At 62.2% G+C, this 21,325-nt stretch carries 17 protein-coding genes, 1 tRNA gene and 1 pseudogene; 7 read left to right on the plus strand and 12 right to left on the minus strand.

Annotated elements, in window-relative coordinates; translation table 11 throughout:
- Positions 1-159 precede the first annotated feature (159 nt).
- On the plus strand, positions 160-2,268 hold the full coding sequence (locus tag BXE_RS14325) for a M3 family metallopeptidase (RefSeq protein ID WP_038457679.1): 2,109 nt from the start codon (positions 160-162) through the stop codon (positions 2,266-2,268).
- Positions 2,269-2,387: 119 nt separating this feature from the next.
- Here BXE_RS14325 and BXE_RS14330 read toward each other — a convergent pair whose 3' ends face one another.
- Positions 2,388-3,680, minus strand: coding sequence for an amidohydrolase family protein (locus tag BXE_RS14330; protein WP_011488998.1), 1,293 nt, complete (start codon positions 3,678-3,680; stop codon positions 2,388-2,390).
- Positions 3,681-3,883: 203 nt separating this feature from the next.
- Here BXE_RS14330 and BXE_RS47240 point away from each other — a divergent pair.
- Positions 3,884-3,988 (plus strand): annotated as a pseudogene (locus tag BXE_RS47240) (aspartate racemase); the annotation flags it as partial.
- A 108-nt stretch (positions 3,989-4,096) separates the two neighbouring features.
- Here BXE_RS47240 and BXE_RS14335 read toward each other — a convergent pair.
- The gene (locus BXE_RS14335; protein ID WP_011488999.1) at positions 4,097-5,476 is read right to left on the minus strand and encodes a hypothetical protein; all 1,380 of its coding nucleotides are present in this window, start codon (positions 5,474-5,476) and stop codon (positions 4,097-4,099) included.
- A gap of 393 nt (positions 5,477-5,869) precedes the next feature.
- On the opposite strand from BXE_RS14335, the gene BXE_RS14340 reads away from it, so the two are divergent.
- The 3 genes from BXE_RS14340 (at position 5,870) to BXE_RS45860 (ending at position 7,595) form a co-directional block, all read left to right on the plus strand.
- Positions 5,870-6,568, plus strand: coding sequence for an aspartate/glutamate racemase family protein (locus BXE_RS14340; RefSeq protein ID WP_011489000.1), 699 nt, complete (start codon positions 5,870-5,872; stop codon positions 6,566-6,568).
- Positions 6,569-6,653: 85 nt separating this feature from the next.
- Positions 6,654-7,112, plus strand: a complete 459-nt coding sequence (locus BXE_RS47245) for a hypothetical protein (protein WP_233518775.1) — start codon at positions 6,654-6,656, stop codon at positions 7,110-7,112.
- A 3-nt stretch (positions 7,113-7,115) separates the two neighbouring features.
- Positions 7,116-7,595 carry a hypothetical protein gene (locus BXE_RS45860; protein ID WP_011489002.1) on the plus strand — a complete coding sequence of 160 codons (480 nt, stop codon included), beginning with the start codon at positions 7,116-7,118 and terminating at the stop codon, positions 7,593-7,595.
- 79 nt (positions 7,596-7,674) lie between these two features.
- Here BXE_RS45860 and BXE_RS14350 read toward each other — a convergent pair.
- Positions 7,675-7,751, minus strand: a tRNA-Met gene (locus BXE_RS14350).
- A gap of 78 nt (positions 7,752-7,829) precedes the next feature.
- Positions 7,830-8,117 carry a hypothetical protein gene (locus BXE_RS14355; protein ID WP_007181258.1) on the minus strand — a complete coding sequence of 96 codons (288 nt, stop codon included), beginning with the start codon at positions 8,115-8,117 and terminating at the stop codon, positions 7,830-7,832.
- Positions 8,118-8,286: 169 nt separating this feature from the next.
- Between BXE_RS14355 and xth the strand changes: the two genes are divergently transcribed.
- The gene (gene xth, locus BXE_RS14360) at positions 8,287-9,063 is read left to right on the plus strand and encodes an exodeoxyribonuclease III (RefSeq protein ID WP_011489003.1); all 777 of its coding nucleotides are present in this window, start codon (positions 8,287-8,289) and stop codon (positions 9,061-9,063) included.
- Between the two features lie 21 nt (positions 9,064-9,084).
- Here the strand turns inward: xth and BXE_RS14365 are convergent, their stop codons facing one another.
- The 4 genes from BXE_RS14365 to glnA all read right to left on the minus strand — a co-directional run bounded on the left by BXE_RS14365 (position 9,085) and on the right by glnA (position 15,629).
- Positions 9,085-11,169: a prolyl oligopeptidase family serine peptidase gene (locus BXE_RS14365; RefSeq protein ID WP_011489004.1), complete on the minus strand. Its 2,085-nt coding sequence runs from the start codon at positions 11,167-11,169 to the stop codon at positions 9,085-9,087.
- Positions 11,170-11,322: 153 nt separating this feature from the next.
- Complete coding sequence (gene ntrC / locus BXE_RS14370; RefSeq protein ID WP_011489005.1) at positions 11,323-12,840, minus strand: nitrogen regulation protein NR(I); 1,518 nt, start codon at positions 12,838-12,840, stop codon at positions 11,323-11,325.
- 35 nt (positions 12,841-12,875) lie between these two features.
- Entirely contained in the window at positions 12,876-14,018 is a 1,143-nt protein-coding gene (glnL, locus tag BXE_RS14375) for a nitrogen regulation protein NR(II) (protein WP_011489006.1), read from the minus strand.
- 195 nt (positions 14,019-14,213) lie between these two features.
- A complete protein-coding gene (glnA, locus tag BXE_RS14380) occupies positions 14,214-15,629 on the minus strand; it encodes a type I glutamate--ammonia ligase (RefSeq protein ID WP_011489007.1) in 1,416 nt (471 codons plus the stop codon).
- Positions 15,630-16,070: 441 nt separating this feature from the next.
- Between glnA and BXE_RS14385 the strand changes: the two genes are divergently transcribed.
- Positions 16,071-16,535 carry a rhodanese-like domain-containing protein gene (locus BXE_RS14385; RefSeq protein ID WP_011489009.1) on the plus strand — a complete coding sequence of 155 codons (465 nt, stop codon included), beginning with the start codon at positions 16,071-16,073 and terminating at the stop codon, positions 16,533-16,535.
- A 397-nt stretch (positions 16,536-16,932) separates the two neighbouring features.
- Here the strand turns inward: BXE_RS14385 and BXE_RS14390 are convergent, their stop codons facing one another.
- The 4 genes from BXE_RS14390 to BXE_RS14405 form a co-directional block, all read right to left on the minus strand.
- Complete coding sequence (locus tag BXE_RS14390) at positions 16,933-17,772, minus strand: competence/damage-inducible protein A (protein WP_011489010.1); 840 nt, start codon at positions 17,770-17,772, stop codon at positions 16,933-16,935.
- 30 nt (positions 17,773-17,802) lie between these two features.
- The gene (locus BXE_RS14395; protein WP_007181250.1) at positions 17,803-18,636 is read right to left on the minus strand and encodes an EI24 domain-containing protein; all 834 of its coding nucleotides are present in this window, start codon (positions 18,634-18,636) and stop codon (positions 17,803-17,805) included.
- A 174-nt stretch (positions 18,637-18,810) separates the two neighbouring features.
- Positions 18,811-19,809 carry a sterol desaturase family protein gene (locus BXE_RS14400; RefSeq protein WP_011489011.1) on the minus strand — a complete coding sequence of 333 codons (999 nt, stop codon included), beginning with the start codon at positions 19,807-19,809 and terminating at the stop codon, positions 18,811-18,813.
- A gap of 58 nt (positions 19,810-19,867) precedes the next feature.
- A complete protein-coding gene (locus BXE_RS14405) occupies positions 19,868-20,887 on the minus strand; it encodes a beta-propeller fold lactonase family protein (protein ID WP_011489012.1) in 1,020 nt (339 codons plus the stop codon).
- Positions 20,888-21,325 lie beyond the last annotated feature (438 nt).

Genomic DNA, 21,325 nt, shown 5'->3' on the forward strand with positions numbered 1-21,325 from the left:
TAATTTGTCTGTCGACGGATTGGAATCGGCACGTCCTGCCCCAATAATGTCCCTATCGGTTGCGACAGGGTGGCGCCGCGCGCGCCCGAAGACGTCCTCTCAAGGGACCGCCCGTCCATGCACCGATTACCCGTTCACCCGCGTCAGACAGGAAGCCTCATGTCCACCACCGCCTCGAATCACGACAATCCGCTCCTCGATTTCTCCGACCTGCCGCGCTTTGGCCAAATCCGCCCCGAACACGTCACGCCCGCCCTCGATGTGCTGCTCGCCGATGCGTCCGCCGCCGTCGAGCGCGCCGCCCAGCCCATCACGCCCGCTTCATGGGCCGACGTGGTCGAGCCGGTCGAGCGCGCCACCGAACCGCTGTCGCGCGCATGGAGCGTGGTCGGCCATCTGAACGCGGTGGCCGATACACCCGAGCTGCGCGCCGTGTATGGCGAGAATCTGCCGCGCGTCACCGAATTCTGGTCGAGCGTCGGACAGAACCTCGCGCTGTACGAGAAGTACAAGGCATTGCACGCCAGCAGCGATTTCGAATCGCTGACCGGCGAGCGCAAGAAGATCCTCGGCAATGCGCTCCGCGATTTCCGCCTGTCCGGCGCGGAATTGCCGGAAGACCAGAAGCCGCATTTCGCCGAATTGCAGGAACGCCAGGCGGCGCTCTCGAAAGCGTTTTCGGATCACGTGCTCGACGCGACCAACGCGTATGCGTATATCGTCGAAGCCGGCGCTGAAGCGCAACTGGCCGGCCTGCCCGAAGACGTGATCGAAGCCGCCAGGGAAGCGACCGAGCGCGAAGGCAAGACCGGCTACAAATTCACGCTGCACTTCCCGTCGTATTTCCCGGTGATGCAGTACTCGGAAAATCGTCCGATGCGCGAGGCGATGTATCGCGCCTATGTCACGCGCGCCTCGGAACTCGGCCCGCAATACGGCAATGGCAAGCCCGAGTGGGACAACACCGCGGTGCTCGCCGAGCAGTTGAAACTGCGCGCCGAAGAAGCGCACATGCTCGGCTACAACAACTTCGCCGAAGTCTCGCTCGCGCCGAAAATGGCCGAGTCGCCCGCCCAGGTGATGAGCTTTCTCGAAGATCTCGCCACGCGTGCGCGTCCGCATGCCGAGCAGGACTGGAAGGAACTGCGCGAATTCGCCGCGAACGAACTCGGCATGAGCGAACTGCAGCCGTGGGACATGACCTTTGCCGCGGAGCGTCTGCGTCAGAAGCGCTATTCGTTCTCCGAGAACGAGGTCAAACAGTACTTTCCGGAAGACACCGTGTTCAAGGGTCTTTTCAAGGTCACTGAAACGCTGTTCGGCGTGCGCATCCGTCGCGACAAAGCGGACGTGTGGCATCCGGACGTACGCTTTTTCCGTGTCGAGAATCAGGACGGCGGCCTCGTCGCGCAGTTCTACCTCGATCTGTATGCGCGCGAAGGCAAACGCGGCGGCGCCTGGATGGACGACGCGCGCGGCCGCCACAGGCACACGCACGGCGGCGTGCAAACGCCGGTCGCGTATCTGACCTGCAACTTCTCCGCGCCGGTCGGCGGCAAGCCCGCCTGCTTTACGCACGACGAAGTCATCACGCTGTTCCACGAGTTCGGCCACGGCCTGCACCACATGCTCACGCGCGTGGACGAGCTGGGCGTGTCGGGCATCAACGGCGTGGAGTGGGACGCGGTCGAACTGCCGTCGCAATTCATGGAGAACTTCTGCTGGGAGTGGGACGTGCTGAGCGACATGACCTCGCACGTCGAAACGGCCAGGCCGTTGCCGCGCGAACTGTTCGACAAGATGCTCGCGGCGAAGAACTTCCAGAGCGGTCTCGGCACGCTGCGCCAGATCGTCTTCTCGATGTTCGACATGCAACTGCATACCGACTTCGACGCGTCCGGCACGAAGAGCGTCACCGAACTCGCGAGCGAAATCAACGAGCGCTTCCACGTCGTGCCGCAAGCACCGTTCTCACGCTGGCCGAACACGTTCAGCCATATTTTCGCGGGCGGTTATGCGGCGGGCTACTACAGCTACAAGTGGGCCGAAGTGCTGTCCGCCGACGCCTACGCGGCGTTCGAAGAAGCCGCGCAATCGGCTAGCGGCAGCGTGCTCGATCAGGCGACCGGCATGCGTTACCGCAAGGAGATTCTGGAGGTGGGCGGCAGCCGTCCGGCGATGGAATCGTTCAAGGCATTCCGCGGCCGCGAGCCGAATATCGACGCCTTGCTGCGGCACAACGGCATGACGCCGGGCGCTGCGCATTGACCGTGAGCGGTAGAGGTTGATATACGCGTCGGCGCCTTGCATGGGCCGATGAAAGCCGGTGACCTGCTCGACGCAGGCACCGGCTTTTTTTGTTCTTGAGCGCTGACTGCGCTGCGCAATCAGCCGCGATGCAGCTTGAAATCCACCTCCGAAGGCCGCCCTTCGAGCGACAGCGCCGCGCGCGCCGCCGGCGCGCGGCTGACCACCTTGCCGCGGCTCACCACCGCGAGACGCGCGGCGCGCAGGCGGATCGCTTCCACCGGATCGCGCGCGTCGAGCAGCACGAGATTGGCCGCGCAGCCCGGCGCGATGCCGTAGCCCTCCAGACCGAGAATGCGCGCGGCGTTCACCGTCACCGCGTCGAAACAGGCGCGCATGCCGTCGACACCCGTCATCTGCGCCACATGCAAGCCCATGTGCGCGACTTCGAGCATGTCGCCCGAACCGAGGCTGTACCACGGGTCCATCACGCAATCGTGGCCGAACGCGACGTTGATGCCCGCCGCCATCATCTCCGGTACGCGCGTCATGCCGCGCCGTTTCGGATAGGTATCGCTGCGGCCTTGCAGCGTGATGTTGATCAGCGGATTCGCAATCGCCGCGACACCCGCCTCGCGCATCAGCGGCAGGAGCTTGCTGACGTAGTAGTTGTCCATTGAATGCATGGAGGTCAGATGCGAGCCGGTCACGCGCCCTTGCAAACCCAGCCGATGCGTTTCGGCAGCAAGCGTCTCGATGTGGCGCGACATCGGATCGTCCGATTCATCGCAATGCATGTCGACGCGCAAGCCCTGCTCGGCCGCGTACTCGCACAGGAGGCGCACGGACTGCGCGCCGTCGGCCATCGTGCGCTCGAAATGCGGTATGCCGCCGACCACGTCCACGCCCATCGCGATCGACCGTTTGAGGTTTTCGAACGCGCCCGCGCTGCGCAATACGCCGTCTTGCGGAAAGGCTACCAGTTGCAGGTCGAGATACGGCGCGACACGGCGTTTCACTTCCACCAATGCCTCCACCGCGAGCAGGCGCGGATCGCACACATCCACGTGGCTGCGGATAGCCAGCAGCCCGCGCGCGACGGCCCAGTCGCAATACTGCAGCGCGCGCTCGATCAGCGCCTCCTGCGTCAGGTCAGGTTTCAGTTCGCCCCACAATGCAATGCCCTCGAGCAGCGTGCCGGACGCGTTCACGCGCGGCAAACCGTACGAGAGCGTCGCGTCCATATGGAAATGCGGATCGACGAAAGGCGGCGTGACGAGCGAACCCGCGGCATCGATTTCTTCGCGCGCGCCGGCGGCCAGATTGGGCTCGACGGCGACGATGCGGCCCGCTTCGATGCCGATGTCGACCGGCTCTTTGTGTTGCGGCGCGGCGCCCGCAGGCAGCATCGCGCGGCGGATGATCAGATCCATGTATCGCTCCCTTTGACCCTTGCTGATTGATGACGATTCTATCGGCGTCAGAAAGCGCTTGCCGACGTTTTTATCCGGCGCGTTGCGTCCGCCCGTACCGGCGAGCGACGCGCGATCCGTATCGGCTGCGAGTCCCGCCGCCCGCCCATACTCGCCTGACAGACGGTCGACGCCGCGCCGTCATTCACTCATGGAGCAGGTACATGAAGACAATCGGCGTGATCGGCGGGATGAGCTGGGAATCGTCCACCGAGTATTACAGGCTTCTGAGCCGCCATGCGAAGGCGCGCCGCGGCGGCCACCACAATGGAGGAGTTCCACTGAAGCGGAGCTCCCCCTTTGTCGCTAATGCTTCGGCACGGTAACGCCGCAGGCGATCTCGCAACCTTCGGCCCCGCACGCCGTCAGACAACCCGTCAGGCTATAGGGGAACCCGTCGCCTCCGGCGGCTGCAACGTAAAGTCCTGACCACGCTTGCCATCCTTATCGACTATATGGCTGGTCTGGGAGCCGTCGGCATTGACCGTTGCGACTGTCCGGCTGCCGTCCTTCTCGTATTTCACGAGAAAAGTGGCCTGTCCATTCTCGTCCCGATCAACCGACAATAGTGGGCGCCCGTCGCGATCGTATTGGAACTCTGAACGAACGCGTCCCTCCGCATCACAGTTGGACACCGTGTGTCCGCCGTCGGCGGACTTGAAGTCTCTCACCGCGAACTTTCCCGTATCCGGGACCATATAATCCGCCGCAGTCTTCTCCCCTTTGGCGTCGAATTTTACGATCCGCGTGGTCTGGTTTTTCGCGTTGGACGAAGTGACCTGAGACGAGCCATCGGTCGCATAATCGCGGACCGCCCCTGACCAGTCCGCGTTGAACTCGCCACGTTTGGTTACATGTCCCGCCCCATCCCGGACGTCGACCGAATACCCGCCTTTTCTTGCATAACTGTAGGCCGCTGTGGAGATTATGTTGCCTTGGGAGTCCTTCATTTCTGAAGACTGAATCCTGCCTTCGTTGAACGTCTGCGTGCCGATGTCACCGGACGCCCAACGCTCGGTCATCGAATTGATGTTGCCGAGTTTGTCGCCGGTGAACTCGACGTTCTTCACATGTCCTGGTTCCGGCGCCGACATGCCGACACCTTTCCCGTAATACTGATAGTAAGTCTCGTCCAGCGCATTGGTGGGAATTCCATTGACATAGAAGTTCATTCCGACGGCCGTAAGTCTGTTGCGATCCTCTGTGTCCGACTCCCCGGCGTTCACATCGGCTGCATGCTGGCCATCGAGATGTTCCTGAAGGGTGCTCCGTCCACCCACATCGATTTGCGTTCCGGGTGTGTTGTCAGTGGCGGTGTTTTTCCGGATTTCCTGTTGAACTTGCCAGTTGTTCACGACTGCCTCCCCTTCGCCATGAGAACCGATAAGTGCCGCCACGTTGAAGGCTTCGGGATCGCGCCAATTAACCGCATAACGCGCCATGAACGCCTTGTCGTTCGCGCGATTCTCGTAGTGACCAATTTCATGCGACAAGGTCCCCAGCATAAATGCGTCGCCACCCGGGTTAGACGTACCGAGCACAATGTGCTTACTGTCGAAATACGTGGCAACGCCGTCACCACTCTCCATCGGCTTCATTTGGCCCGAGTTCACGTCGTTGCCGTAATCGCGCAGCTGTGATTGCAGCATGGGACTTGCGTTAATGAGCCTGATCTGCTCGGGCGTCAGCTTCACATTGCCAAAGTAGGATTCCCGACCGGTAATCGGGTTCGTTCCAATACTCACGTTCGACGCCATATTCAACCATCCGTTAACGATTGGTGGACCCGTCGCGATCCGCCCGTGCGAAAGCGTAGCGCGAGAGGGCCGCGCGTTCAGCGCGGCGAGATAAAGTTTGGCTATCCGTTGCTGGAGTTGGTGGTGTTAGCTCACGGGCGTCGATTTCAAAGCCTGGTCGCGCCTTCCTGAACGCAACGGCGGGCGGCGTGTAGCGTGCAACCTGCACTGCGCGCACGAAACAGGCAGTCAAATGAGCCGTGTCACGTGCGAAAAATGGGCAGTGTTGACCGTTGCGTCCGCCCGTACCGGCGAGCGACGCGCGATCCGTACCGGCTGCGGGTCCCGCCGCCCGCCTATACTCGCCGGACAGACGGTCGATGCCGCGCCGTCATTCACTCATGGAGCAGGTACATGAAGACAATCGGCGTGATCGGCGGGATGAGCTGGGAATCGTCCACCGAGTATTACAGGCTTCTGAACCGCCACGCGAAGGCGCGTCTCGGCGGCCATCACAATGCCCGCAGCCTGATGCTCACCGTCGACTTCGCGCCGGTCGAAGCGCTGCAGCGCGCGGGCGACTGGGACGCGCTCGGCCGGCAGATGGCCGACGCCGCGCGCCAGCTCGAACGGGGCGGCGCCGATCTGGTGATGCTCGCGACCAACACGATGCATCGCGTGTATGAATCGATCGAAGCGGCAATCGACGTGCCGTTCCTGCATATCGCCGACCCGACCGGCAACGCGCTGCGCGCGGCAGGCGTCGAGCGGGTGGGCCTGCTCGGCACGCGCTATACGATGGAGCAGACTTTTTACACGGGACGTCTGCGCGAGCGCTACGGCCTCACAACGCTGGTTCCCGACGAAGCCGAACGCGCGGACGTGCATCGCATCATCTACGACGAGTTGTGCCACGGCAAGGTGAACGGCGCTTCGCGCGCGGTCTATCAGCGCGTGATCGAAGCGCTGGCCGCGCGTGGCGCGCAGGCGGTGATTCTCGGCTGCACGGAAATCACGTTGCTGATCAAACCGGAGGATTCGGCGCTACCCGTGTTCGACACGACCGCGCTGCATGCGCAGGCGGCAGTGGAGTGGGCGATTGGAGTGGAGTGAGCGCTGATGGACAAGTGAACTGGAACGCGTGGGGAGCGTGGCAGCTATCGCGAGAAGATTGTTTTGAGACGGACTTTGCGGCACATTGGAAAACGAATATGCGAATTATGCTGCTATTCATTTTATCCAATTGATCGAACGATTCCGAACTACATCAATGTCCAGCCAGAACGCTCATCTACATCGCCCCATCAAAACCGCAAAGCATGCATGGCGTGAAAAATCTTCCAGCGTTGTACCCCCCAGCGTTCAAAGCGCATTAAGAGAGGCCATGCGTGCTGAAAACGTTTCGGACGCGGATTTCAACGATCTCCTGTGGATCATGGCGCAAGAATCGGCGGGCATCATCAACACGCGTAATGGTGCATCGACGGCACGCGGCCTGTTTCAACTACTGCGGGCGCAGTACGGCCTGAATCCACGCGGGGAAGCATCCTTTGGTGATGCGAAGGAAGAATGTCAGGGCGGCATACGCTACATTGATGGCCGTTACCACTCGGCCCATTCCACCAGGTCATTCTGGCAATACCATCACTGGTATTAAACAATGCGTCTATCCCACGCCCGGTTTGCCGCCTTAATACTCGCTGCGCTATCCAGTTTGAGCCATGCGGAGCCACTTCCCAAGTTTGAGAATTGTTCCGTACCGGTTGAATCAAAACAGACCACCGTGCCGCGCCTGAAGTTTGCCGACGCCCCAGCGCGGAAATACAGGACCGTGATTCGTGATGCGGCCAGTCAGCCGGTCAACTTTGCTGGACACTATGTCCTTGCGACCTGGGGTTGCGGGTCCGGCTGCATTATGGCGGCAGCAATCGACTCAAAATCAGGTCGGGTCAACTCACTGCCATTCACGGTTTCCAACTGGCCGATGGACGTCACCGAACCGCTTTCCTACCGCACGAATAGTTGCCTTCTCGTCGTGCGCGGCAGCCGTAACGAGAGCACCGACCGCGGAACCTACTACTACGCGTTTGACGGCAAGGCGTTCACGCTGATCGGGAGTAAAAACGGGCCCATGCAGTAGCCAATCAAGATTGCAGCGAAGCCGCGCGCACAAGTTAAAAAGCCCGCGTGGCTTGCGCCAGCGGGCTTTCAACAATGCTTGGTTGCGGGGGTAGGATTTGAACCTACGACCTTCGGGTTATGAGCCCGACGAGCTGCCAGACTGCTCCACCCCGCGTCAGAGAAAACGGATTGTATAGAGATGTTCGCAATACGTCAAACAATCGCGCGAATTATTTCGTGCGCGTGAAACGACTCAAAGATCCTGGACCGTTGCGCCTTCCACCTTGCCGTCGATGATATCCGCGCCGTACTGGCTCGCGCTGCGTTTGGCCACGCCGAAATCGGAGAACGTGGCCGGCAGTACGAGACGAAACACGCGGCTCGCCGTCGAGCCGCTGATTGCGCCGGGCCGGCAGACGCGCACCGCGACGTCGTAGCCTTCAGCGTGACGCTTGTGGCCGTCGAATTTGTCGAATGTCCGCGAAAACACCAGCGGGTGCACTTCGAAGTCCTTATAAAGAGCTGGGTAAAGTTCAGCCATGATGCCTCCCCGATGCGCAAGAATGCGAGTGTGTGTGATCCCACTATACGCCGCGGCACGCGCGATTCGCCCTTTTATTTTCGATGCCGCGGCGGGGCCATTTTCACGGCCCCTCTTCGGCGCGATAAGATGCGGGACTATCGGAATTACGCAAGCTTGTGAGAACGTCATGAAAATCGCTACCTGGAACGTCAACTCCCTCAAAGTCCGTCAGCAACATGTGATCGACTGGCTCGAAACCAGCGGCACCGATGTGCTCTGCCTGCAGGAACTGAAGCTGCCGGACGAGAAATTCCCGCGCGCCGAACTCGAAGAGAAAGGCTACCGGAGCTGGTTCGCCGGGCAGAAGACCTATAACGGCGTCGGCATTCTGGTGCGCGGCGGCCTGACGGTGGACGAAAGCAGCATCGTGCGCAACATTCCCGGCTTCGAAGATCCGCAACAGCGCGTGATTGCCGCGACCATCGACGGCGTGCGCATTATCTCCGCCTATTTCCCGAACGGCCAGGCGCCGGGCACCGACAAGTTCGCGTACAAGCTGCGCTGGCTCGCCGCGCTGCATGACTGGATCGCGAGCGAAATGGCGCTGCATCCGAAGCTCGCGCTGCTGGGCGACTACAACATCGCGCCCGAAGATCGCGACGTGCACGACCCGAAAGCCTGGGAAGGCCAGAACCTGGTGTCGCCCGAAGAGCGCGCCGCGTTCGTGCAGCTGATCGGGCTCGGCCTCGTGGATGCGTTCCGCCAGTTCGAGCAGCCGGAGAAGATCTACTCGTGGTGGGACTACCGGATGATGGCGTTCCGCCGCAATGCGGGATTGCGCATCGATCACATTCTGCTGTCAAAAGCGCTGGCTGAAATCTGCTCGTCGTGCGAGGTCGACAAGGTGCCGCGCAAGTGGGATCAGCCGTCGGACCACGCGCCGGTGGTCGCGCAACTCGGCTGACGGCCGCCGGATCGCATGCGCTCAGGCGGTGCGCCGCTCACCGTCACCCAGGCAAGACCACAGGAACTCGAAGACGAGAGCGCCCTGACCCACCATGTGCAGCCCGTCTGCGGCCCCGTGGCCGCCCTCCTGCAGGTCCTCGAAGTACCAGACCTTGCCGGCGCCGAGCGCCTGCATTCGCGCGGCCATCTTGCGCGCATGGCCGGGATGCACGCGGTCGTCGCCGGTGGCTGTCGTGAATAGCACGGGCGGGTACGCCCGGCTGGCCGACACCTGGTGGTAAGGCGAATACGCAGCGAGCACCCGCGCGTCTTCGAGGATATCCGGATCGCCGTATTCTTCCAGCCATGACGCCCCTGCATGCAGGAGATGGTAGCGGCTCATATCCAGAAGCGGCACCCGGCTTACCACGGCGCCGAACAGATCGGGCCGTTGCATCATGCATGCCGCCACCAGTAAGCCGCCGTTGCTGCCGCCCTGTATGCCGAGCTGCGCAGGCGTCGTCACCCCCGTGTCAATCAGCGCCTGCGCGACCGCGATGAAGTCGTCGAATGCACGCTGGCGGTTTGGACCCACCGCCGCAGTATGCCAGGCGGGTCCGAACTCCCCGCCGCCACGAATATGCGCGACCACGTAGACACCGCCGGCCGCCAGCCATCCGGCGCCGGTCCCGCCCAGGTAGCCTGGCGTCAGCGGAATCGCAAAGCCGCCATAGCCGGTCAGCAGACATGGCCGCGTTTGCGGTTCTGGCTCACGTGGTCCGATCATCGTGTAGGGCACTCGGGTGCCGTCTGCCGACACCGCGTGAGCGCGCGTCACCGCGAAGGGCGTCGCATCGAAATCGGCAGGGTAACGGTCGATCAATTCCCACTGCGTGAGATCGTCCTGCGTGAGATCCACGATCCAGCAGCAACCGGGCTGAAGATAGTCTTCGACGCTGACATATGCCTCGTCGCCTATGGCCGGCTCGATCGGCGAAACATTGACTTGCGCGTTCGCCTGCAATGGAAACTCGCGTGACCCCCACTGCCAGGTGCCGTCGCCCGACGGTTTTGCCTGCCACAGAACGGTGCGCTGCTGAACGTCGTCGAGATACGAAACGATCAGCAGGTGCCGCGTGAACGAGTAGCCGCAGCCCGACGTTGTCGGCGTGGGCACGAACAGAGGCACGCAATCCCGCTCGCCGCGCAGGAATGCCGCCTCGCGAATGGCCAGCAGCGCGCCGCCCGCGTAGGTCGCTTCACCGCAATCCCAGGGAAGGCGTGGCTGGAGAAGCAGCCACCCGTGCCACGCGCAGATTGCTACGTGTGACGGTACGTCGAAGCGCTGCCACCGCTGCGCCGCGTCGAGATAGTAGGTGTCCGAATCAAATGCGTCGATGCCGACGGACAGCGTATGACGCTGGTCAATCGGATCGTAAAACGCATCGACCGAAATGTCGGCGAATTCAGCGCGGAACACGACCGGCGCGTCCGCTACCGGTGTGCCGCGCGTCCAGCGCCGCACTTCGCGCGGGTAGCCGGAGCGCGTCAGACTCGTCCCGCCGTTGTCCCAACCGAGATAGACGGTGTCACGGTCGATCCACGAAATCGAATGCTTGCCCGGCGCGGGAAGCACGAATCCATCGTCGACGAAACGCTGCGCGTCGAGATCGAACTCACGCACGATGACCGCATCCGAGCCGCCGGACGACAGCGAAATCAGCGCCCGGTCGCCATCTGGATAAAGGATCTGCCGTTCGACGCACACCCACGGCATCTGCTCGTCTTCGCCGAGCGCGTCGAAATCGAGCAATGTCTGCCACACGGCCTGACCGGCACGCCAGTTGGCCCACGAGGCGCGGCGCCAGATACCTTTGGGATTGTGCCCGTCCTGCCAGATGTCGTGCGCCCACTCCCGCCAGCGCGTGGGAACGACCGGCCGGTCGCGCGGCAAGTAGACGGAAGCGAGCCGGTCCTTGAGCGTGTCGAAGCGCGCGCCGCTCGCCCATGCCGCAAGCGTGCGCACGTTCTGCCGTTCCACCCATTCGAGCACCAGTGGATCGTCGAGCGCCTCGAGCGCGATGAAGGTATCGGGGGAAAGCGGCCAGCAGAACGGCGTCGACATAACGGTGCCCGCAATAGGAAGGACAACCGATTATGCCGCTCCCTCTGCATGCGGCCTCGTTAAGGTGACACCATGCCGCACCATGCGTGCCGGACACACAGGGTGCGAAGCATCGGGATCAGAGAAAACAGCATTGCCAGCCCGGCAATGCCTTCACGGCTCGAGATTCAATTCCTGAATCTTGCGCGTAATCGTATTGCGGCCAATGCCGAGACGTTCCGCCGCTTCCACCTTGCGGCCGCGCGTGAAATCGAGCGCTTCGCGAATCACCGCCGCTTCGAAGCGGCGCGCGAGTTCGTCCATCACGTCCGCCGCGTTTTCGCGCAACATGCGCGCGACTTCGGTACGCAAGCCGCCTTCCCAGGCACTGACGGCGGTCGCGACCGGCATGCCGCCCGCTGCGGCCGGATGCACCGCGGCACTCGTGCCGTTGACCGGCGCGCCGCCGGCGAGACCCGCCTCACCCGTACCGATCACCCCGCTGCCGCCGCCGGTCAGATCGCTCACGCCGGCTTGCGCGGGCCCGAGGTCGGGCGGCAGGTCCTTGATCTCGATGGTCTGCGCGGGCGCCATCACCGTGAGCCAATTGGCGAGGTTCTCCAACTGACGCACGTTGCCCGGAAACGGCAGCGACGCGAGATAGGCCAGCGCTTCTTCAGACACGCGCTTCGGTTCGACGCCGAGATCACGCGCGCTCTTTTGCAGGAAGTGACGCGTGAGCAGCGGAATGTCTTCGCTGCGCTCGCGCAAGGCGGGCAAACGCAAGCGGATCACATTGAGGCGGTGATACAAGTCCTCACGGAACAGCCCCTGACGTACGCGCGATTCGAGATTCTGGTGCGTCGCCGCGATCACGCGCACGTTGGCGCGCAACGGATTGTGTCCGCCGACGCGATAGAACTGTCCGTCCGACAGCACGCGCAGCAGACGCGTCTGCAAATCGAACGGCATGTCGCCGATTTCGTCGAGAAACAGCGTGCCGTTCTCGGCCTGCTCGAAACGCCCCTGGCGCATGGCCTGTGCGCCGGTGAAGGCGCCGCGCTCATGGCCGAACAATTCGGATTCCAACAGATCCTTCGGAATCGCCGCGGTGTTCAGCGCGATGAAGGGACCGTTCGCGCGTGGGCTATGTCGGTGCAACGCACGCGCGACCAGTTCCTTCCCGGTGCCTGATTCGCCGGTAATGAGCACGGTTGCCGCAGAATGGGACAAACGGCCGATCGCACGGAACATGTCCTGCATGGCCGGCGCCTGGCCGAGCATTTCCGGTGCTTCGGTAACGCGCTCGTCCCACGTCTGTTCGCCGCGCATGCTTTCGTCCACCGCGCGGCGAATCAGTTCGACCGCCTTGTCGACGTCGAACGGCTTGGCGAGGTATTCGAACGCGCCGCCCTGGAATGCGGCGACCGCGCTGTCCAGATCCGAGAACGCCGTCATGATGATGACGGGCAAGCCCGGCACCTTGTCACGAACGGTTTGCAGCAATTCGAGTCCGGAGCCGCCGGGCATCCTGATGTCGGACACCAGCACCTGCGGACTGTCGTGATCGAGCGCGGCCGACGCCTCGCGCACGTTCGCGAAGCTGCGGGTCGCGAAGTTTTCGCGGGCCAGTGCTTTTTCGAGCACCCAGCGAATCGATTGATCGTCGTCTACTATCCAGATCGGCTTCATATAGGTCGGTCAGAAGTCTTCAAATACGCGTGGGGTTAGCAGTCGAGCGGCAGCAGAATCTGAAACTCGGTGTGACCCGGGCGGCTATCCACTTCGATCAGACCGTCGTGTTGTTGCACGAAAGTCTGCGCAAGCGTCAGTCCGAGACCGCTACCGTCCTCGCGCCCCGACACGAGCGGATAGAAAATGCGGTCACGGATTTCTTCGGGAATGCCCGGGCCGTTGTCTGTGATATGCAAGTCCAATGCCAGCTTACATAAGCGTTTCGACACCGTAATCTTGCGGGCAACGCGGGTGCGCAATTCGATCCGCGCATCGCCTTGCGAAATACGTTCGCGCAACGCTTCGGCCGCGTTGCGCACGATGTTCAGGAGCGCCTGGATCAGTTGCTCCTTGTCGCCGCGCAGGTCCGGCACGCTCACGTCGTAATCGCGCTCGATGGTGAGGCCGCGCGGAAACTCCGCGAGAATCACCTGGCGCACGCGTTCGCACACTTCGTGAATATTCACGTCGCCGACGATATGCGGATGACGGTGCGGTTCGAGCAAACGGTCAACCAGCGTTTGCAGCCGGTCCGATTCCTTGATGATCACCTGCGTGTACTCGCGCAGTTCGTCACGCTGACGCTCGCCGAGTTCGAACTCGAGCAGTTGCGCCGCGCCGCGAATCCCGCCGAGCGGGTTCTTGATCTCGTGCGCGAGATTGCGGATCAGTTGCTTGTTGACCGCCGTGAGGTCGTTGATGCGCTCCTCGCGGTCGGTGCGTAAATGCCGTTCGTTCTCGAACAGTTCGAGCAGCACATAGTCTTGCGCGCTTTCCAGAAAACCCACGATCGCGTGCACATGCAGCGGTTCGTGGCCCGGACGTTCGAGCACGGCGTCCAGATGCGTGGCATGAAAGCGGTGAGCGGCGATCGCGGAAATGGTCGCGACCAGTTCGTCGGCATTCGAGAAGATGTGCGGCCACGCCATTTGCGTCAGTTGCCGGCGCGAGAGCTCCAGCATCGACTCCGCCGACGGGTTCGCAAACGCGACGCGCAGCGTGCGCTTTTCGAGCACCAGCACGACTGTCGGCAACGCCTCGAAGCCCGGCAGCAAACCGGAGCTGACGAGTTGGGCGTCGTCCGAGAGTGTCGGCTCGTGCGTTTTCCTTGCCTTGATCAGATTCTTAAGAACCATCTTGCAGTCTGGCCGATATGAGATGGTGATAAATCAGGTAGTCCGCCTGCTGTCCTGCTTGATAACGATAACAATACGACGCAAACGTTGTGCTCGGCCTTAACGAAAAAGGGACGGCGCCGCCGTCCCTTCGTGACCGATCGCGAGCGTCGGGCAAAGCACTTCGCCGTGTAAAGGGCGAAGCGCCATTGCCGCTTACAGCGAGTAGTACATTTCGAATTCGATCGGGTGCACCGACTGACGATAGCGTTGCAGCTCGCCCGTCTTCAGTTCGATGTACGCGTCGAGCATCGAATCCGTGAACACGCCACCGCGCGTCAGGAATTCGCGGTCCGCGTCGAGCGAGTCCAGAGCCTGGTCGAGGCCGGCGCACACGGTCGGGATCTTTGCATCCTCTTCCGGCGGCAGGTCGTACAGGTTCTTGTCGGCGGCTTCGCCCGGGTGAATCTTGTTCTGCACGCCGTCCAGACCCGCCATCATCAGCGCGGAGAAGCACAGGTATGGATTCGCCATCGGATCCGGGAAGCGCGTTTCGATACGGCGGCCCTTCGGGTTCGACACGTGCGGAATACGGATCGAGGCCGAGCGGTTGCGAGCCGAGTAAGCCAGCTTGACCGGTGCTTCGAAGTGCGGCACGAGGCGCTTGTACGAGTTGGTCGACGGGTTCGTGATCGCGTTCAGCGCGCGAGCATGCTTGATGATGCCGCCGATGTAGAACAGCGCGAATTCCGACAGACCCGCGTAACCGTTGCCTGCGAACAGGTTCGTGCCGTCTTTCCAGATCGACTGGTGAACGTGCATGCCCGAACCGTTATCGCCGACCACCGGCTTCGGCATGAACGTTGCCGTCTTGCCGTACGTGTGCGCGACGTTGTGGATGATGTACTTCATCTGCTGCAGCCAGTCGGCGCGTTGCACCAGCGTCGAGAACTTCGTGCCGATTTCATTCTGGCCCTGGCCCGCGACTTCGTGGTGATGCACTTCGACCGGAATGCCGATCTGTTCGAGCAGCAGACACATTTCCGAACGGATGTCCTGGAACGTGTCGACCGGCGCGACCGGGAAATAGCCGCCCTTCGTGCCCGGACGGTGGCCGGTGTTGCCGCCTTCGAAGTCGAGTGCCGACGACCACGGTGCTTCTTCCGAACCGATCTTGACGAACGTGCCCGACTGATCCGTGCCCCACTTGACCGAGTCGAAAATGAAGAATTCGGGTTCCGGACCGAAGAATGCCGTGTCGCCGAGGCCCGTGCTCTTCAGGTACGCTTCGGCGCGCTTTGCCAGCGAGCGCGGGTCGCGCTCGTAGCCCTTGCCGTCCGCCGGTTCAACGACGTCGCAGGTCAGCACGAGGGTCGATTCTTCGTAGAACGGGTCGATGAAGGCCGTGTTCGCGTCCGGGACCAGCAACATGTCCGATGCTTCGATGCCTTTCCAGCCGGCAATCGACGAACCGTCAAACGCATGGCCGCTTTCGAACTTGTCTTCATCGAATGCCGACACCGGCACCGAAACGTGTTGCTCCTTGCCGCGCGTGTCGGTGAAACGGAAGTCGACAAACTTGACGTCTTCGTCTTTGACGAGTTGAACGACGTCGGCCACGGATTTACTCATAACCTATCTCCTGATTAACGAATTCGGCGGATTCAGCCGCCGCCCAATCTAGCTGACCCGTCCCGGCACGTCCACCCCTCAATGGGTGAGGACGAAGATAAAAGTCTGCCCGGACAAATCGATCGGCACCAATAAAGCAGCTTCTGTGCCATGCATGCGCCAACCCGGCGCAAGACCATGCTGCGCGCGCGTTTGCGGGGAACGGGCGCACCGAACGGCATGCAGCCCCGAATTCTTCGAGGCGGTTCGCGCACCAGATTTGTGCATTCGCCAAATCGACCCTAGTCACCCTCCTTATTTTGGTGCACATCAGATGTTTTGCACCAAATTTGCGCATTTCTCCGGTTGCGCCGTTCGCCCGTTCGCCGCCGTTCGCGGCATGCGTGCGCGCTTCACGCCGCGCGCTAAAATGGTCATTTGGTCCGAAGGAGAGATGCGCTCATGAGTACGCTCGAACAGTTATACGCAGCCGCGGACAAGCGCCGCGCCGAGAACCAGTTGCCGTACGCGGGCGCGGTATCGCCCGCGGAAGCGTTCGAACTGTTGCAACTCGATCCACGGGTACGCCTCGTCGACGTGCGCACCCGCGCCGAACTCGACTGGGTCGGCCGGCCGGTGATCGGCGACGGACAGTACGCGCACGTGGAATGGACGCGCTATCCGGGCGCGGTGCCGAATCAGGAATTCCTCCAGCAATTGAACCAGGTCGCCACACCCGACACACCGGTTCTGTTCCTGTGCCGCAGCGCGGCGCGCTCCAAGCTCGCCGCGATCGCGGCCACCCAGGCCGGCTTCAACAAGGCGTACGACCTGCTGGAAGGCTTCGAAGGCGACAAGGACGGCCAGGGGCATCGGAAGACGGTGTCGGGATGGTGCTTTCGCGGGTTGCCGTGGATTGGCGCCTAGGCGCGTGGCGGCTTGATTGCGGCTTGATTGCGGCTTGATTGCGGCTTGATTGCGGCTTGATTGCTGCTGGTCGTTGCCTGGTCGTTGCCTGGTCGCTGCCTGGTCGCTGCCTGGTCGTTGCCTGGCTGCTGCCTGGTCGTTGCCTGGCTGCTGCCTGGTCGCTGCCCGGTCGTTGCTTTGCCTCTGCCTGGCTCCTGCCTGATTGCCGCGTGCCGCCCGGCTCGTCGAAAACCGGTTCAAGAACGCCTTGTAGAGGCTCGCGCGTGAAGACGAGAACATCGTCTGCGCCGAATGTGACACGTCGATGATGCGCCGATGCCACCTCCAGACGGACGACGGGCGCGATGAAAAACGGGCGCCGCAGCGCCCGAACAGATCTGAACGTATGCCGCGCGGTTCAGGCGCGCGGTTTCGCCGCGGCGGCTGCCGCCGCCTCGGGTTCCACGATATCGCCGCCCAGCAGATGCACGCCCTCGCGCAGTTTGACGAATGCCGCCGCCACTGCTTCGGGTTCGCCCTTCACGCCCAGGTCGATGTGATGCCGCGCATACACGCCGCCGCGTTCCGCATCGCCCACGCTCGGCAGGCTGAAGACCCGCACGCCCGGGAAATCACGTTCGATCTTTTCCATCAGCGGCGTGAGGCGTGACTCCGGCAACTCGAACACCAGTAGCGACTTCTCCGCGTGCGGCATGGCGTGATGCAGATGCGCGTATTGCGTATCCAGCACCCACTCGATCATCGGCCACGCCATGACCGGAAAACCCGGCACGAAGTGATGCTGCCGGATCGAAAAACCCGGGATCTTGTTGTAGCCATTCGGAATGATCGACGCGCCCTGCGGATAGGTGCCCATATTCAGGCGATGCCGGTTTTCCGGCGAGTCCAGATCGAGCGGCGCCGCGGCGTTCGCCGGATGCATGTCGCGGATGCGCTCCTGAATCAGCTTCGCGGCCTCCGGATGCAGTTCCAGCGGCACGCCGAGCGCGGCCGCCGCGCATTGACGCGTGTGGTCGTCCGGCGTGGCGCCGATGCCGCCCGTGGAGAACACGATGTCTCCCGAGGCGAACGTGCGCCGCAGCGTCGCCGTGATGCGCTCGGGGTCGTCGCCGATGTACTCCGCCCAGCCGAGCGGCAGCCCACGCGCGCCGAGCAATTCGATAACCTTCGGCAGATGCTTGTCGATCCGCCTGCCCGACAGGATCTCATCGCCGATGATGATGACGCCAAATGCCATTGCCGCCTCTTTCGCTTAGTCAGTAATTCATCAGTAGGGAACCGGCGCCGCGTGCCGCACGCCGCCGTGCTCTTCCGCGCGCATGCGTTGCAGCGCGCGCAGACAGTAGTAGCCGAACCACAGCGCCGAAAACACGAGGATGAACGCATAGATCCAGATCGTCACGGCCGTGACCACCGGAAACAGCACGATCAGCCAGACCGACGACGCCCACAGCAGCGTGGGCAACGAACCCAGCAGTCCGCTGGCAATGCCGATCAGCAGCAGCGGCAGGCGGAAGCGCCGCACCAGCGCGCGCCGCTCGTCACGCGTGGCATGCAGCGCGAGCGCGTCGTAGCTCATCACGCGATAGGTGAGCCAGCCCCACAGCAGCGGCGGAATCAGCGCGAAGAACGGCGGTACGAGCCACAGCGGCAGCGTGACGATCAGCAGCACCAGACACACCAGCGTGGTCCACAACGCCTGCGCGAGGCTACCGTACCACGTTCCGCCGCGGCGCATTTCCAGGCTGGGGAACTGGCGCGCCGACAGGAAGCGGATCACGGCGGGCATCGACAGCGTGGCGATCAGCAGCAGCACCGTGACGACGATCAGCGGAATCGCCATCGCGATCACGATAAACGGCGCGATCGCCGCGTGCAGCGCCGCAAAACCGAGCCAGTCGAACAGATGATAAAGCGTCAGCGTAAACGACCAGCCTTCGAGCCAGGTGCGGGTCGCGCCGATCAGCGTCTGCCAGGAAAACCACAGGATCACGCCCCACCCGACCGTTGCCGCGAGAAACGGCATGAAGGTCAGCCAGAGCATGCGCGGGTGGAGCGCGCTTGCGAGCGCGCGTCCGAACGAGCGCAACAGATCATTCATGCGAGCTAGTGCCGGTAAACGAAACGATGGAACAGAAAGAGCCGCGCGACGAACCGGCGAGGCGGCCCGGCGCCCGTCCCCCAAGGGGACTTTCTGCGCGGCGTGCGCAAAAGTGAACAGGATAAACCACGTGACGCGCCGCCGGGGAAACCGGCGGCGTGGGAGGATGCGCGCTCAAACGGCGGCGGCGTCGTTACTTTCGGTGCGGCGCTTCGGCGACAGGCGCCCGGCAATGCGCACGAAGGCGAGCCAGTGCTGCGCCCAGAAACCCTCGCCGTAGCGGCGGCCTTCGAGTTGATCGCTGATGCCGGTCGGCTCCATGTCGCGGCTCCAGGAGACGCTGCGAAACAGCATGTCCCACCACGGAAACAGCACGCCGAAGTTGCAACCGTATTTCAAGCCTTCATGGCCATAACCGATTGCATGATGGCGGCGATGGAAGGTCGGGCTGACCAGCAGACGCTCGCCCAGCCAGCCGAAGTACAAGCGGATATTCGCGTGCTGCACGCTTTGCGCGAGATTCGTGATCGCCACCAGCACGACGAACTGCGACGGCGGCACGCCGATCACCAGCGCGATCACCGCGAAAAACGAAGCCTGTAGCAGATCGTCGAGCAGATGGTTGCGGTCGTCGGACCACAGCGACATCTGCTGCTGGCTGTGGTGCACCGCGTGCAGTTCCCACCACACGCCGATCCGGTGTTCCCAGCGGTGATACCAGTAGCCGGCGAAGTCGAGCACGAGCAGATACATCACGAACGTGACGAGCGGCTGTGTGGTGACGCCCGGCCACAGATTGTCGAACTCGATATTCGAAATGTTGTGCAGCCGCAGCCACGCCTGCACGTTGTCGAAGAACGGCTGCAGCGCGAAGAAAAAGAACAGGTTGAGAATGCCGAGCTTGGCGATCCACGTGTAGATCACGTCGACGCGCACCGCCTTGCGGTTCTCCCACTGCTCCACCGGACGCAATGCTTCGAGCGGGCGCAGGATCGCGTACATGGCCAGCACTTCGAAGACGCCCACGATCACCCAGTACAGGCTGTCGTAAGTGTCTTCGTCGTAGTCCATCAGATTGAAGCGGAACAGCAGCGGCTGCACCACGTCGACGTACAGCAGCGTCTGCACGGCTGAGACAAAGCTGTCGAGGGAGGAAAAGATCAGATGGAACATGGTGCTGGTCTGTTACTTCATCCGTGACGGTTCGCCTGGTGCGGCATGAGTCCCTGCCTCAGGCGCCGTTCGGCGCCGTGACCGGCGCGCGATTGAAGAAATAGATGCCGTGCGGCGAGCGGCCCACGGCAATCGTCTGGATCAGCTTACGCGTTGTCAGGTCGATGATGCCGACATGCTTCGCGAAGCGGAAGGTAACCCACAGATAGCGTTTGTCCGCGGAAAGTTCCATGTCGTCGGGTCCGGGCATCAAACCCGTGATGTCGCCGACGTTGGTAAGCGCGTCTTCGTCGATGATGCTGATGGTGCTCGCCACCCGGTTCGACACCGCGACATGCTTGCCGTCAGCCAGCGAGCGGAAGTTATGCGCGCCGTTGCCCGTGTGGATCGTCTTGATGACCTTCTGGTTGCGCCAGTCGACCACCGCGACGTAATCCGCGCCCGTCATGCCGACCAGCAGGTATTTGTCGCCCGGCGTCATCCACAGGCCTGCCGGCACCTTGCCGACTTTCATCTTCCACTTGACGGTCTGCGTGGCGAGATCGATCGCCGCCAGTTCGCCCGACACCTGCAACGTGACGAAAACCGTCTTGCTGTCGGTGGTGAACGCCATGTGGCTCGGCATGACCGCGAGCGGCAGGCGCGACGCCAGCGTCATCTGGTTCTTCTGGCCGTCGTAGTGATAGATGTCGAGACGGTCCAGACGCAGGCCGGTGGTGACCAGCCATTTGCGGTCAGGCGAAAAACCGATCTGATACGGATCTTCGATATTTTCGACCCAGCGCTGCACCTGGCCGGTTTTCGGATCGACGAACATCAGATTGTTCGACACCGAATTCGCCACGATCAACGACGAATTGTCCGGCGTGGCCATCAGATGGTGCGGTTCCTTGCCCGTGGGCACCGTGCCGACCACCTGACGGGTGGTCTCGTCGATCAGGCTCAGCGTGGCTTCGCCGGAATTGAGCACGATCACGTTGTTGGCGTGGGCGGCCGGAGAAAAAAAACCTGCGGCGGCAACCAGCGCCGCACCCGCGGCGAACGTGGCAGTCAAGCCGGGAAGAAAAAATTTGCGCATGAAAACTCACTTCGGAGAACAGCTGTCATTGTAGAACGTTTGCCGGGGCCAGCGGTTGACGTAGGTCGCTGTTCGCACACAAGAGAAATCAGGGGCACCATGACCTCGGGCGCCGCGTGGCTAGCGGCCCGGCGCGATCCTCGCTCACGTCGTTCTGAAACGGCTGGCAATGATCACCACGCCTGAAGTCTCGAATCTCATTCGAGATAGGCGAAATACAAGAATACGCTCAAATTAAAAACATAATTGCCAGAATAACTGCGACCATTCTTTGTTTAATTTATTTTCCCACACCGCTGAATCGACAGTTACGCGCACAAAAAGAATTTTCCTCGCTGACTTCGGATTTGACTGATCTCTTTGCCTTTCACGGGATTGGACAATCCCGCAGCCTCATCGCCCACGTAACCAACCCCGTGGACGCAGGCATGACGCGGG

It is taken from the genome of Paraburkholderia xenovorans LB400 (assembly GCF_000013645.1).
GTDB lineage: Bacteria > Pseudomonadota > Gammaproteobacteria > Burkholderiales > Burkholderiaceae > Paraburkholderia > Paraburkholderia xenovorans.